The 12,385-nt window shown below is 70.6% G+C and carries 15 protein-coding genes and 1 pseudogene; 7 read left to right on the forward strand and 9 right to left on the reverse strand.

Features of this window, described 5'->3' with window-relative positions; translation table 11 throughout:
• Nucleotides 1–112 precede the first annotated feature (112 nt).
• From ACFWPA_RS00795 to ACFWPA_RS00805, 3 genes are read left to right on the forward strand one after another with little or no spacing between them, the layout of a single operon-like run.
• Nucleotides 113–961, forward strand: coding sequence for an SDR family oxidoreductase (locus ACFWPA_RS00795; RefSeq protein WP_378507128.1), 849 nt, complete (start codon nt 113–115; stop codon nt 959–961).
• Nucleotides 958–2,091, forward strand: coding sequence for a hypothetical protein (locus tag ACFWPA_RS00800; RefSeq protein ID WP_378569432.1), 1,134 nt, complete (start codon nt 958–960; stop codon nt 2,089–2,091). The genes ACFWPA_RS00795 and ACFWPA_RS00800 overlap by 4 nt, the downstream gene beginning before the upstream one ends.
• The gene (locus tag ACFWPA_RS00805) at nt 2,088–3,041 is read left to right on the forward strand and encodes an alpha/beta hydrolase (protein ID WP_378507126.1); all 954 of its coding nucleotides are present in this window, start codon (nt 2,088–2,090) and stop codon (nt 3,039–3,041) included. The genes ACFWPA_RS00800 and ACFWPA_RS00805 overlap by 4 nt, the downstream gene beginning before the upstream one ends.
• 30 nt (nt 3,042–3,071) lie before the next feature.
• On the opposite strand, the gene ACFWPA_RS00810 is transcribed toward ACFWPA_RS00805, so the two are convergent.
• Nucleotides 3,072–3,230, reverse strand: coding sequence for a hypothetical protein (locus tag ACFWPA_RS00810; RefSeq protein WP_378507125.1), 159 nt, complete (start codon nt 3,228–3,230; stop codon nt 3,072–3,074).
• Between the two features lie 54 nt (nt 3,231–3,284).
• Between ACFWPA_RS00810 and ACFWPA_RS00815 the strand changes: the two genes are divergently transcribed.
• Complete coding sequence (locus ACFWPA_RS00815) at nt 3,285–3,692, forward strand: MerR family transcriptional regulator (protein WP_378507124.1); 408 nt, start codon at nt 3,285–3,287, stop codon at nt 3,690–3,692.
• 56 nt (nt 3,693–3,748) lie between these two features.
• Nucleotides 3,749–5,002 (forward strand): erythromycin esterase family protein, encoded by a 1,254-nt coding sequence (locus tag ACFWPA_RS00820; protein WP_378507123.1) that lies wholly within the window; start codon nt 3,749–3,751, stop codon nt 5,000–5,002.
• A 105-nt stretch (nt 5,003–5,107) separates the two neighbouring features.
• Here ACFWPA_RS00820 and ACFWPA_RS00825 read toward each other — a convergent pair.
• From ACFWPA_RS00825 to ACFWPA_RS00855, 7 genes and pseudogenes are all read right to left on the reverse strand, one after another.
• Nucleotides 5,108–6,013 (reverse strand): annotated as a pseudogene (locus tag ACFWPA_RS00825) (alpha/beta hydrolase fold domain-containing protein); the annotation flags it as partial.
• A gap of 6 nt (nt 6,014–6,019) precedes the next feature.
• Nucleotides 6,020–6,232: a DUF4287 domain-containing protein gene (locus ACFWPA_RS00830; RefSeq protein WP_378507122.1), complete on the reverse strand. Its 213-nt coding sequence runs from the start codon at nt 6,230–6,232 to the stop codon at nt 6,020–6,022.
• Between the two features lie 68 nt (nt 6,233–6,300).
• Nucleotides 6,301–6,882 carry a dihydrofolate reductase family protein gene (locus ACFWPA_RS00835; RefSeq protein ID WP_378507121.1) on the reverse strand — a complete coding sequence of 194 codons (582 nt, stop codon included), beginning with the start codon at nt 6,880–6,882 and terminating at the stop codon, nt 6,301–6,303.
• Nucleotides 6,883–6,916: 34 nt separating this feature from the next.
• Nucleotides 6,917–7,687 (reverse strand): cobalt-precorrin-6A reductase, encoded by a 771-nt coding sequence (locus ACFWPA_RS00840; RefSeq protein WP_378507120.1) that lies wholly within the window; start codon nt 7,685–7,687, stop codon nt 6,917–6,919.
• Between the two features lie 27 nt (nt 7,688–7,714).
• Nucleotides 7,715–8,464, reverse strand: a complete 750-nt coding sequence (gene cobM, locus ACFWPA_RS00845; protein WP_378507119.1) for a precorrin-4 C(11)-methyltransferase — start codon at nt 8,462–8,464, stop codon at nt 7,715–7,717.
• The gene (gene cbiE, locus ACFWPA_RS00850; RefSeq protein WP_378507278.1) at nt 8,461–9,675 is read right to left on the reverse strand and encodes a precorrin-6y C5,15-methyltransferase (decarboxylating) subunit CbiE; all 1,215 of its coding nucleotides are present in this window, start codon (nt 9,673–9,675) and stop codon (nt 8,461–8,463) included. Before cbiE ends, cobM begins: the two co-directional genes overlap by 4 nt.
• Entirely contained in the window at nt 9,675–10,412 is a 738-nt protein-coding gene (locus tag ACFWPA_RS00855; RefSeq protein WP_378507118.1) for an SDR family NAD(P)-dependent oxidoreductase, read from the reverse strand. Before ACFWPA_RS00855 ends, cbiE begins: the two co-directional genes overlap by 1 nt.
• Nucleotides 10,413–10,457: 45 nt before the next feature.
• On the opposite strand from ACFWPA_RS00855, the gene ACFWPA_RS00860 reads away from it, so the two are divergent.
• Nucleotides 10,458–10,871, forward strand: coding sequence for a pyridoxamine 5'-phosphate oxidase family protein (locus tag ACFWPA_RS00860; protein ID WP_378507117.1), 414 nt, complete (start codon nt 10,458–10,460; stop codon nt 10,869–10,871).
• 88 nt (nt 10,872–10,959) lie between these two features.
• A complete protein-coding gene (locus ACFWPA_RS00865) occupies nt 10,960–11,406 on the forward strand; it encodes a hypothetical protein (protein WP_378507116.1) in 447 nt (148 codons plus the stop codon).
• 6 nt (nt 11,407–11,412) lie between these two features.
• Here ACFWPA_RS00865 and ACFWPA_RS00870 read toward each other — a convergent pair whose 3' ends face one another.
• Complete coding sequence (locus ACFWPA_RS00870; RefSeq protein ID WP_378507115.1) at nt 11,413–12,369, reverse strand: R2-like ligand-binding oxidase; 957 nt, start codon at nt 12,367–12,369, stop codon at nt 11,413–11,415.
• Between the last annotated feature and the right edge of the window lie 16 nt (nt 12,370–12,385).

Below are 12,385 nucleotides of genomic sequence, written 5' to 3' on the forward strand. Positions count from 1 at the left end.
CTTCCCTTCCTGCCGACGAGGTGCAATGCTAGCCGCCAGACCATTGTGACAATCTGGATTGTCGGATGCCCGGGCGGGCATGCGGGCGATCCGAGAGGTGGGGCGGCACGTCATGACGACAACACTGGCCGGGCGCATCGTTGCGGTCACCGGCGGCGCGCAGGGCATCGGGCGGGAGATCGCGCGCCGACTGGCGGCGGACGGCGCGCGGGTGGCGATCGGCGACCGTGACCTCACCGCAGCCCGTGAGACCGCCGCGGCGCTGCAGGGGCAGGTCCGCGCCTTCGCCCTCGACGTGACCGACACCGAATCGTTCCAGGGGTTTCTGGCCGAGGTCACCGAGGCGTGGGGGCCGCTGGACGTGCTGGTGAACAACGCCGGGGTGATGTGGGTGGGAGCCTTCGACACCGAACCCGAGGCCGCGACCGACCGGATGCTCGCGGTGAACCTGCACGGGGTGATCCGCGGTGTTCGCCTGGTGGCGCCGGGGATGCGCGCCCGGGGCAGCGGCCACATCGTCACCGTCGCCTCGGCCGCGTCCCGGCTCGCACCTCCCGGCGAATCCACCTACGCCGCAACCAAGCACGGCGTCCTTGGCTACCTCACCGGCGTTCGCGAGGAGTTGCGGGGCAGCGGGGTGCAGGTCTCGGTGATCATGCCCGGCGTCGTCGACACCGAACTCGCCGTCGGCACCGACAGCGGCGCAACCGCCCGACTGCATCCCGGCGACGTCGCCGCCGCCGTGGCGCGGGTGCTGCGGCGGCCGCGCTTCGAGGTCACCCTCCCGGCCACGATCGGGTTGCTGGTCCGGGTCACCGGGCTGCTGCCGCAGGCGCTGCGCGACCGGGTGCTGCGCCGCACCGTCCCCAACCAACTGAGGGCCGCGCGCCGCCCGGGCATCCGCGAGAGCTACGAACGTCGCGCCCTGACCACCAGCAACGACCCGGAAGGCACCCGATGAGCAGCTCCGACTCCGCCGCGCTCCGTCCGATTCCCGAGTTCGACGGCGTCCACCAGATCTGGCCGCGCGGCAAGCGACTCGAGGCGATCCGCGACGCGGCGTCGACCTACCGGGAACGCTTCCTGAACCAGGGGCAGGTGCGTGCGGTCAAGAGTGTCGACATCGCCGCGGCACCGTACCCGGCGCGCTTCGCGTTCCAGGGGTACTCCGTCAACGTCAACCCGTTCATCTCGATCATCAACCGGATGTTCGTGATCCAGTTCGACGGCTTCGACGGCACGCTCAAGACCCTGGTGTGGGAGCCGACCGTGGCGGCGGGGTCGGCCGAGGCGCCGTTTTACGACAAGCTGCAGCGCTTCGCCCGCAGGCTCGGCCTGGAGTCGGCATTCGTCGACTACTACAACGACCCCGACCAGGTTCTGCCCCGGCTCGGGCTGACCAACGCCGACGTGGACTACATCAGCTTCGACCACCTCCACGTCCAGGACCTGCGCATGATCCTCGGCAGCAGCGAGCCGATCGACGGCGAGTCGGCGCCACGACAACCGCTGTTCCCCAACGCAAAACTGCTCGTCCACCGCAAGGAACTGGGCACCTTCGACGCCATGCACCCGATGCAGTGGGCCTGGTACGTCGAGGACGGCATGCGCGGCGTGCCCGAGGACCGCCTCGAGGTCTTCGACGGCGACGTCGAGCTCGGTGTCGGCGTCAGCCTGCTGTGGACGCCCGGCCACACCGACGGCAACCACTCGCTGGTCGTCAACACCCCCGACGGGGTGTGGGTGTCGTCGGAGAACGGGATGGCCGCCGACAGCTGGCAACCCGAACTCTCCCGGATCCCCGGCGTGCGCCGCACCGCCGCGTTCTACGGCCGTGAGGTTGTCCTCAACGCCAACACCCTCGAGGACTCCCTCGACCAGTACGACTCGATGGTCAAGGAGAAGACGCTGGCCTCCCCCTCCCCGCGCAATCCCCAATGGCGGCAGGTCATCCCGTCCTCGGAGTGCGCGAACCGGAAGCGGCAGTGGCCCGTCGTGCCCACCTACAGTCACGGTGGGCTCGACTACGGCACCATCACCGTCCCCGCCCGACCTACGACCGTGCCGGGCACCGCCCCGGAACCCGGGTGATCGCGGTGCCGCGCTCGTTCGCGGCGTCGGCGACGATCTGGGCGTCCCGGGTCTTCGTGCGGCCGACGCTGTGGCTGCTGCCGTTGCGTTCGTCGGTCGGGGTGCTCGGCTATCGGTTCACGCAGGTCGTCGCGTGCCGGATGTGGCGTGCCCCGATGCTCCCGCACACGCCGGTCGATGCCGCCGGGCCCGGAGGCAGGACCGCCGGAGAATGGGTGGGCGGGCAGCCGGCGCCCGGCAACCGGCTGATCTACTACATCCACGGCAGCGGCTACATCAGCTGCAGCCCGGCGACGCACCGCGGCCTGGTGTCGGAACTGTCCCGCAGGCTGCGTCGCCCCGCCTACGCGGTCCGCTACCGGCGCGCGCCGAAACACCGCTTCCCCGCCGCCCACAACGACGTGCTCAACGGCTACCTGTGGTTGCTCGACCAAGGGCACCGGCCCGGGAACATCGTCGTGATGGGCGATTCGGCGGGCGGCCACCTCGCCCTCGGGCTCTGTGTCCAACTGCGCCACCTCGGCGTCGACCAGCCTGCCGCGGTGATCGGATTCTCCAGCCTCGTCGACCCGACCTGGCAGCTGGCCCGGGCCAACGGCAGGCACGTGTGGGACCAGTTCGTCTCGGCGCGCACCGGTCGGCGGATCACCCACACCTACCTGGTCGACGCGGACCTCGGTGATCCGCGCCTGGACGTGCTGAGCGCGGTCGGACCGGATCTGCCGCCGATGCTGCTCCAGGCGGGCGGCAGCGAGATTCTCGGGTCGGACTCCGCGCACTATGCAGCGGCCCTGCGGGCATCGGGCGGGCGATGTGAACTCGAGGTGTGGTCCGGGATGTTCCACGTATTCCAAATGGGATATCCGCGGCTGCCCGAGGCACGCAACGCCCTCGACCGGGTCGAGCGGTTCGTCGAGGGTATCGACGCCTGCGACGGTGTGCCGGCCTGACGATCACGCATCACGCCCGGCGAACTCGCATCAGCAGGCCCGCGGGCCCGCCGAGCGAAGGTGGGTGACGCCGCCGACGACGTGCCCGCGGCCGCCAGCACCACTGCAGCGGGTGGATTGGATGGGGCGGGTCGCTGACACCGCCACGTCGCTCGACTCGAGGTCCATCCAGACGAACCGGTTCCTCATCGGTCTTCCATTCTGCTGCGCTACCCGACCACCCGGTGGGTCTAACGTGAGGCGATGACATCAGACGCCCTGCTCGACCACGCCGGAACGGATGCCCATCTCACCGTCCGGGAGGTCGCCATCGAAAGCGGCGTGACGTCGTCCGCCGTCCGCTTCTACGAGAAGCACGGCGTCATCCGTGCGGTGCGCACGGCGGGCAACCAGCGCCGGTTCGATGATTCCGCGGCCTGTCGCATCCTGGTCGCCAAGCTCGCGCAGCGCGTCGGGCTGACGGTCCGGGAGATCGCCGAACTCTTCGAACAACTGCCCGTGGACCGCCATCCCGACGCGCGCGACTGGGATCGGATCGGCGCCAAGCTGGTCAACGAAGCCGAGCACCGCGTCACCCGCCTCAAGTCGCAACTCGCCGGCCTGAAATCCGACACCACCCTGTGCGAGATGGGTGCGCACACTGACGGGTGACGCTCGCGCGGAATGGGCTTGACTTCAACATATGTTGAACCTGCATCGTCTTCTGCATGAACGAACAGCGACCTGATGCACGTGGTACGGCCTCACCTGCTGACGTGATTGCCACCGGAGTTGATCCCGGCTTGCCGCCGGACATGATCGCGGACCTCGCCCGTCACGCTTCGATCATCGGGCTGGGAATGAGTACTCGCGAGGCACACGAGGTGCTCGCGTGTGTCTTCGAGACCACTCGGTCGCTCGTCGACGACGGCTTCACGACGATCGCGATCCTGGATTCCCCGCGCGTCGTCGCAGAATATGACGGGTACGTCATCGGGCAGCCGGTCGACCTCGAGCACACTCTCGATCAGGCGTGGGGGCCGTGGCGGAATGCGCAGTTCCGCGACGAGCTGATCCGCCTTCGGGCCCTCAACGCGACCCGACCGGTTGAGCGCCAGATCAGGTTCATCGGCATCGGCGCGTCCACGGTCGTCGCCGCCGACTACGACACCGTCGTCGAACTGCTCCGTGGCGTCGACCGACGCATCGCCGACGATGTCGAGCGGCTCCTCGACGTCATCCGCGTCGCCCACGACGGCGGTGAGCACGTGCAACGCGCCCGGGGGCTGCACCCGGGAGTGCCCTTCGTAGACCACGCCCGTGCCGCCCGAGCCGCGGCGCTCGGTGCACCTGACGGGCCGGCGCGCCGTGAGGCGCTGGCGCTGCTCGACGAGATCGTCGACCACCACGCTCACGCGCCCGGCTCGCCGCAGCGTGTCGCCGCTGAGCCCGATGCCGCTGAGCCCGACGGCGAGGCTGGCACTGCGCAACCAACGTTGTCCGTCGGGGGCTACGACATGGCGAGTGGCGAACGTGCGGCAGCGGAACGCCTCATGCACTATCACGAGCGCACGGGAGCCCGCATCATCCTCTGGGAAGGGACCGCCCACATCGCCGCGCAACCGGCGGTCGCTCTCGGTCCCATGCTGGGCACGCACCTGCGTGCAGCACTCGGCAGCAAGTACGTCGCCGTGAACGTCAGCTTTGGGCGGGGCCGGATCGCCAGAGCCGACATCCCCGCACCGCAGGACGGATCTATCGACGCCCTACTCGATGTGGGCGGCACCGCCCGCGGCCTCATCCTGGGCACTGCGGCCCCGTTCGACGGTTCATGGGCAACCCGGATCATCTCCGGGTTGTATGACCCGACAGCCGACGGTGACCACTACATCCAGTTTCCTTCGCTACGCGAATCCTTCGACGCCGTCATCCACATCCCGACCGTCACCCCGACAGCACCCTTGCGCAGCGACTCCGTGTGAGCGCCGTGGTCCGCTTGCGGGGGAGGAAGAACCGCCGTTGCCGCGACCGTTCGACGTGAGGCCCATCCAGGCGAACCGGTCTTCCTCCCTGCTGCGCTGCCCGGTCAGGCGGTGCAGCAGCCACGAGCGTATTCCGGCGACGGCGCCGTCGGCCAGCGCGGTGGGGTGGCCGGTAAATCCGTGCGGGGCACCAGGATAGACCCGCAAGTCGACCTCGTTTCCCGCGGCGGCCAGCCGGGCCGCCATAGCGAGGTTGTCCTCCAACAGCACATCATCACCCCCGACCACCAGCAGCGTTGGGGGCAGACCCGACAGGTCGGCGTAGATCGGCGAGACGTCCGGTGCGGTGCGGTCCGCGACGGGGCCGAGGTAGGCGTCGAGGAAATACTCGTCCGCGATCCGGCCGCCCGCCGGGGTCCGCCCGCTCAGGTCATAGGTGCCGAACTCGAGCGCGGCACCGGCGTATCCGTCGACGACGCCGGCATCCCGCAGCCGGAGCAGGGTGGCCAGCGCGAGCGTCGCCCCGGCAGAGCTTCCGCCGATCGTGAGCCGGGACGTACCGAAACGATCCGCGGCATTGTCGAGCAACCACAGCGCGACCGCCGCGCAGTCGTCGGGTGCCGCCGGCCACGGATCCTCCGGCGCCAGCCGATAGTCCACGCCGACCACCGCCACCCCGAGGGCGTCCGCGAGCACGCGGTTGCGTACGTCCCGGTGCGCGGCGGAATCCAGGTAGAAGCCGCCGCCGTGAATGTCGAGGACCACGCCCCGCGGCGCCCCGATGGACGGGGTGAGGATCCGGACCGGGACCTGAACACCGGCGCCGTCGACGACCTCGGTGACGGCGGACGGGTCGGTGGGAGCAGGCGCGGACCTGCGGGCCCTCGCTTCGCGCAGCTCGTCCGGGCCGTTCGGCCCCCGACCGGACGGCCGCACCGCGTAAAACGCCCGCGCCTGGGCGAGGTGCTCAGCGGGGACGTCGACGCTCAGGGCATCCAGCGTGAACCGCACCCCGGGTCAGCTCGCGGAGTCCTGGTCGAGGGTGTACTTCACGAGGGCATTGGCGTGGCCATGCCCGAACCCGTGCTCGGCCTTGAGCCAGGCGACGAGGTCCATGTGCTTGGTCAGCTCGGAGGCGCGAATCACGGACTGCCACTCGCTGATCGGGCGGCCGTACTTCGCTTCGATCGACGGGAAGTAGGACGCCGGACCCTTCACCTGTTCGCTCATGGACGCCACCGTAGCCGCGGGGACCGACAGACACCGGCAACGCGCAGGCGCGCCCGGTGGCGGGTCGGTCAACGGCGCACCCGATAGCGCAGGTGGAGAACCCGGTTGCCCTGAATCGCCACGTCGGGATCCTTCAACAGGTGCTGTGCGTCAACCGACCCGAAGTAGCGCTTGCCGGACCCGAACACCACGGGAACGACGTCCATCCGCACCTCGTCGATCAGGCCAGCGGCAAGCACCTGGCCACCGACGTCGCCAGCGGCGACCTCGACCACACGGTCGCCGGCAAGCTCCTGCGCCGTCGCCACGGCCGCCTCGACACCGTCGACGAAATGAAACGGTGACTGGGGGTCCCACCCCTCGGGCGCGGGCCGGTGGGTCACGACGACCACGTGGTCGATTCCGCTCGGCGGCTTCCCGTCCCAGCCGCCGGTCATGTCGAAGACGTGGCGGCCGACGATTGTCACGCCGATCCGGTCCCAGTACGCCCGGGTGTAGTCGTGGGACGCCTGCGACACCGTCAGCGCGCCACCCTCGTCCAACGGGACGTCCCCGCTGGACAACCAATCGAACAGCGGTCCGGGCTGGTCCTTCTCGTTCGCGATGAAGCCGTCCACCGACACCGAGCTGTACATGACCACCGTGCCCACGGGGCTCTCCTCTGTTCTGGGGTGCCCCCCCAAGTTAGCGTGTCGTGGGCCGTCGCTCGTGGGGACAAGCAACGGGCCCGCGCGCCCACTCGGCCGCGACGGCGACATCCGAGGTCGATGCGATCCCGGCCGGGATCGGGGTCCGCGCGACCATCACCACCGGCAACCCGAGTTCGCGGGCGGCCTCGAGTTTCGCGGAGGTCAGTGCCCCGCCCGAGTTCTTCGTCACCACCACCTCGATGCGCCGTTGCCGCATCAGGGCGATTTCGTCGGAGACGGTGAACGGCCCACGCGCCAGCAGAGTCTCGGAGTCCGGCGGTACCGCCACCTCGGGCGGGTCGATCGCGCGGATCAGGAACCAGCCGCCGGACCCGGCGAACGCGTCCACGCCCTGCCTGCCGATGGTCAGGAACACCCGCGACCCCAATCCCGGTAGGGCGGCCGCGGCGGACGGCAGATCGGGCACCACCTGCCACCGGTCCCCCGGCCGCGGCGTCCACTCCGGCCGCCGCAACACCAGCAGCGGGACACCGAGACTTTGGGTGGCCGCGGCCGCATTGGCGGTGATCCGGGCCGCGAACGGGTGCGTCGCGTCGACGACGGCGTCGATGCCGTTGCCACGCACCCACTCCGTGAGCCCGTCGACGCCGCCGAAACCGCCGACCCGGACCTCACCCTCGGGCAACCGCGGATCGTTCACCCGCCCGGCCAACGAGGACACCACCTCGACGTCCGGCGCACCAACCAGTTCGGCGGCCACCGCTCGGCCCTCCGACGTGCCGCCGAGCACCAGAACCCGACGCACGTCAGGCCCCGATTTCGATGCTGCGCATCAGTGCGTCACGCGGCGCCGGGCAGGCGAGTACAGGTAGCTGCCCGGGAAGCCCTCCGCCGCGAGCACCCGGCCGACGACGATCACCGCCGTCTTCGTCACCCCCGCCTCGTGCACCTGCGCGGCAATCGAATCCACGGTCCCGCGCAGCACGATTTCGTCCGGGCGGGACGCGTACGCCACCACCGCGACCGGGCAGTCCCCGCCGTACGGGCCGCGCAACTCGTCGGCGACCTGCTCGATGCGATGCGCGGCCAGGTGGATCACCAGTGTCGCGCCGCTCGCCCCGAACGTCGCCAGGTCCTCGCCGTCGGGCATCGCCGTCGACAGTGTCGACACCCGGGTCAGCACGATCGACTGCGACACCCCCGGCACCGTCAGTTCCCGGCCCAGCGTCGCGGCCGCCGCAGCGAAGGCGGGGACACCGGGCACGATCTCGTAGTCGACGTCCGCGGCGTCGAGGCGGCGGACCTGCTCGGCGACCGCACTGTAGATCGACGGGTCCCCCGAGTGCAGCCGCGCGACATCCTTGCCGGCCCGGTGCGCGGCGACCAGCAGGTCGGTGATCTCGTCGATGTCCAGGCGGGCGGTGTCGACGATCTCGGCGCCGTCCGGGCACCGCTCGAGCAGTTCCGCGGGCACCAGGCTGCCCGCGTACAGGCATACCGGGCTCTGTTCGAGGATCCGGGCGCCGCGGAGGGTGATCAGGTCGGCGGCGCCGGGGCCGGCGCCGATGAAACGGACGGTCACGCGTCCTCCTTTTTGGTGACGACCCACTGGGCGACGGGCAGGTGCGGCCGCCACGCGGTGAATCCGCCGAGGGATTCGCCGCGGTAGATCTGGAACTTGCGCAGCCGACCGCCGTGCGCGGCATGCTGGGACAGCAGCAGCGCCTCGGATTCGGCGGTGACGGCGTTGACGACCATCCGGCCACCGACCGGAAGGGCAGCCCAGCACGCCTCGAGCAGGCCCGGTGCTGTGACTCCGCCACCGACGAAGATCGCGTCCGGGGTCGGCGCGCCGGCCAGCGCATCGGGTGCGGCGCCGCGCACGTCGAGGACCGGCACCCCGAGCCCGGTCGCGTTGGCGGCCATCCGGTCCCGGCGGACGGCGTCGCGTTCGAAGCCGATCGCCCGGCAGGACGGGTCGGTGCGCAGCCATTCGATGGCGATCGAGCCGGAGCCGCCGCCAACATCCCACAGCAGCTCCCCCGGCTCCGGCGCCAGCGCGGCCAGGGTCAGTGCCCGCACCTCCTGTTTGGTCAGCTGCCCGTCCGAAGTGAACGAGTCGTCCGGCAGCCCGGGCATCCGGGTGCGGCGCGCCGCGTCCGGGTCGCGGCGGCAGGTCAGCGCCAGCAGGTTCAGCGGGTCGCCGGGCGCCCGGTCCCAGTCGGCGGCAACACCGGAGGAGACGGATTCCCGCGGTCCACCCAGCTGTTCCAGCACGGTGAGATCGGTGCCGCCGAAACCGTTCTCCCGCAGCAGTGCCGCCACCGCGGCCGGGGTGTGTCGATCCCGGGAGAGCACCAGCAGGTGCCTGCCGTGCGCCAGGTGCGGGAGCAGGGTCTCGGCGGGCGCGGTCACCAGCGACACCACCGGCGTCTCGTGCAACGCCCAGCCGAGCCGCGCGCACGCCAGCGACGCCGACGACGGCGCGGGCAGCACCCGCACCCGGTCGGCGCCGAGCAGCCGGATCAGGGTGACGCCGATGCCGTGGAACATCGGATCCCCGCTGGCGAGGACGCAGATCCGGCTGCCCTCGTGGTCGGTGAACAGGCCGGGCAGCGCCGGCACCAGCGGCGTCGGCCACACCGCCCGCCGCGCGGCCGACGCGGGCAGCAGGTCCAGTTGCCGCGCCGAGCCCATCAGCACCTCGGCGGCCTCGACGGCGCGGCGGGCGTTCGCGGACAGCCCGTCCCAGCCGTCGGCGCCGATCCCGACGACGGTGACCTGATGGCCCATCAGCGCGGCATCCGGCGCCAGATCCACTGCGGCAGCAGCCGCATCACGACGAACACCGGTCCGAGCCTGCCGGGGACCGCGACCCGCTCGCGGCCCTTCGCCAGCGCCGCGACGACCGCGTCCGCCACCTGTCCGGGGGTGCTCGACATCGGGGCCGGGGACATGCCCTCGGTCATGCGCCCGATCACGAAGCCGGGCCGCACCAGCAGCAGGGAGACGCCGCTGCCGTGCAGGGCGTCCCCGAGACCGCTCGCGAACCCGTCCAGCCCGGCCTTCGCCGAGCCGTACACGTAGTTCGCGCGCCGCACCCGCACCCCGGCGACCGACGAGAACACCACGATCCGGCCCGACCCCTGCGCCCGCAACAGCTGCGCCAGGTGCGTCAACACCGACACCTGCGCGACGAAGTCGGTGTGGATGACGTTCACCGCGTGCTGGGCGTCCGCCTCGGCGCGCTGCTGGTCGCCGAGCACACCGAACGCGAGGACCACGGTGTCGATCGGGCCGAGCTCGGCGATCTCCGAGAGCACCCGCGCGTGGTCGGAGACCCGGTCGGCGTCGAACTCGACGGTGTGCACCTCGGACGCACCCGCCTCCCGCAGCGCCGCGGACTCGTCCGTGAGGTCCACGCTGCGCCGGGCCGCGAGGACCACCGAGCGACCCGACGCGAGACGGGTCGCGACCTCGAGACCTATCTCGCTGCGCCCACCGAGAACGACCACCGAACCGACACTCATGTGTCCAGTGTGCCGGGCCGAGCGGGCATGTCCTAACGTCGGGTCATGGCCCGCACCCCCTTCGACCCCGCCGACCTCACCGAGGATGCGCTTGCGTTTCTCACCGATCGGCATCTCGCCTCGCTGACCACCCTGCGCCGGGACGGAACCCCGCACGTCGTCGCGGTCGGATTCACCTGGGACCCGGATCGGCGGTTGGCGCGGATCATCACCAACGGCGGATCCCAGAAGGCCCTCAACGCCGAACGCGGGGGTTATGCCGCCGTCACCCAGATCGACGGCCCGCGCTGGCTGACACTTGAGGGCGCGGCGCGGGTCAGCGCCGACCCGGGCGACGTTGCCGAGGCCGTCGCCCGGTACGCCAACCGATACCGGGCGCCACGGGAGAACCCGACCCGGGTCGTGATCGAGATCAGCGTCCGACGCGCGCTGGGCGTCGCGGGGCTGCTCGGCCGCTGACACCCTCGACGCGGCCCCACGGACCGGCATAGTGTTGTACGGAGCACAGGTGCACGGATCGCGGGGAATCCCAACTCGAGGGGCAGCCATGACACGCACAGCACTCCGACTCTCCGTCCTGGCGGGAACGGCGGTGGCCGCACTGCTCGCGGCCGGTCCGGCGCAGGCCGGGCCGCCGCACCCATTCGGCCCGCCCGCGCTGACGATCGGCTGCCCGAACCAGGGCAGCCTGATGTCGTTGACCGGCGCCACCGGACAGTCCGGGCCCGAGCCGGGGATCGCACCCGGCGAGATCCGCTTCCAGACCTTCCCCGCCGCGCCGCCGATCCCCGCCGCGGGCCAGGTCACCGTCGCCTGGGTCAACTTCGACACCGGACAGACCGGTATCGCGAACCTTGAGGGCGTCTACCCCTATTACTCGAAGACGGTATACACCGGGCACGGCAACGTGATGGCGACGGTGTTCGGGTCGATCAACCTCGGCAGCATGCCGCTGTGCCAGTCGAATCCCACCTTCGGCAACTTCATCGTCTGAACCCCGTCAGCTCGTCGCCTCCTCGAACGCCGCCGCGTCCTCGGCGCCGAACCGATCCTCGAGCACCTCGGGGCTGTAGTCGAGGTCGATCTCCTCGACCGGGCGGCCGCGCGCCGACTCGATCGCACCGAGCCGGCGCTGCGCCCGATCCGCGGCGTACGCGACGAACTCCTGGTCGTCGAGACCGAACGGTTGCACCTCGAACTGATCGTTCACCCAGTTGATCATCCCGAGGGCCATCGGCATCAGTTCCGCCATCCGCTGCTGCACCACGCCCCAGTTGGCGTCGTCCGCGGCGACATGCCGCCTGCAGGTGAACGTGCCCCACGCCATGTGCCTGCGCTCATCGTTGCCGATCAGCCGGATCAGCTCCACCATCCCGGGCAGGATGTTCCACTCGGTGCACACCTTCTGCCACGCGTAGTACCCGGTCAGCGCGAGGCTGCCCTCAATCACGTGGTTGTAGGTGACCGACGCCCGCACCTGATTCGCCGGGCTCGGATCGGACTCCAGGATCCGCAGCGATCCGGGCAGCTCCTCGTAGAACAGCTGCCGGTAGTAGGGGTTCTCCGCGACGTACGGGTGCAGGTCGCCGGTCAGTCCGACCGCGTCCATCCACAGCCGGAACACCTGGGTGTGCTTGGCCTCCTCGAAGCAGAACTGGGTCAGATACATCTCGTCGCCGAGCCTGCCCTCCGCGGACATCGCCTTCATGAACGGCTGGATGTCCTCGGTGACCGCCTCCTCGCCCGCGATGAACTGGGTGCACAGGTAGGTGGCGCTGCGTCGCTGCTCATCGGTCAGCCCCTCCCAGTCCTGCGCGTCCCGACCGAAGTCGATGGACAGCGGATCCCAGAAGTGCGCGTTGCCCTTCGCGAACAGGCGCAGCGGGAAGGCGTCCCAGTTGAGCCCTCCCGCCCTGAGCGACCCGAAACCCTGCCTGGTGAGCGGTGTAGCGGTCATGTCGGCGCATCCTCAC

Source organism: Rhodococcus sp. NPDC058505, from assembly GCF_042720095.1.
Lineage (GTDB): Bacteria > Actinomycetota > Actinomycetes > Mycobacteriales > Mycobacteriaceae > Rhodococcus_G.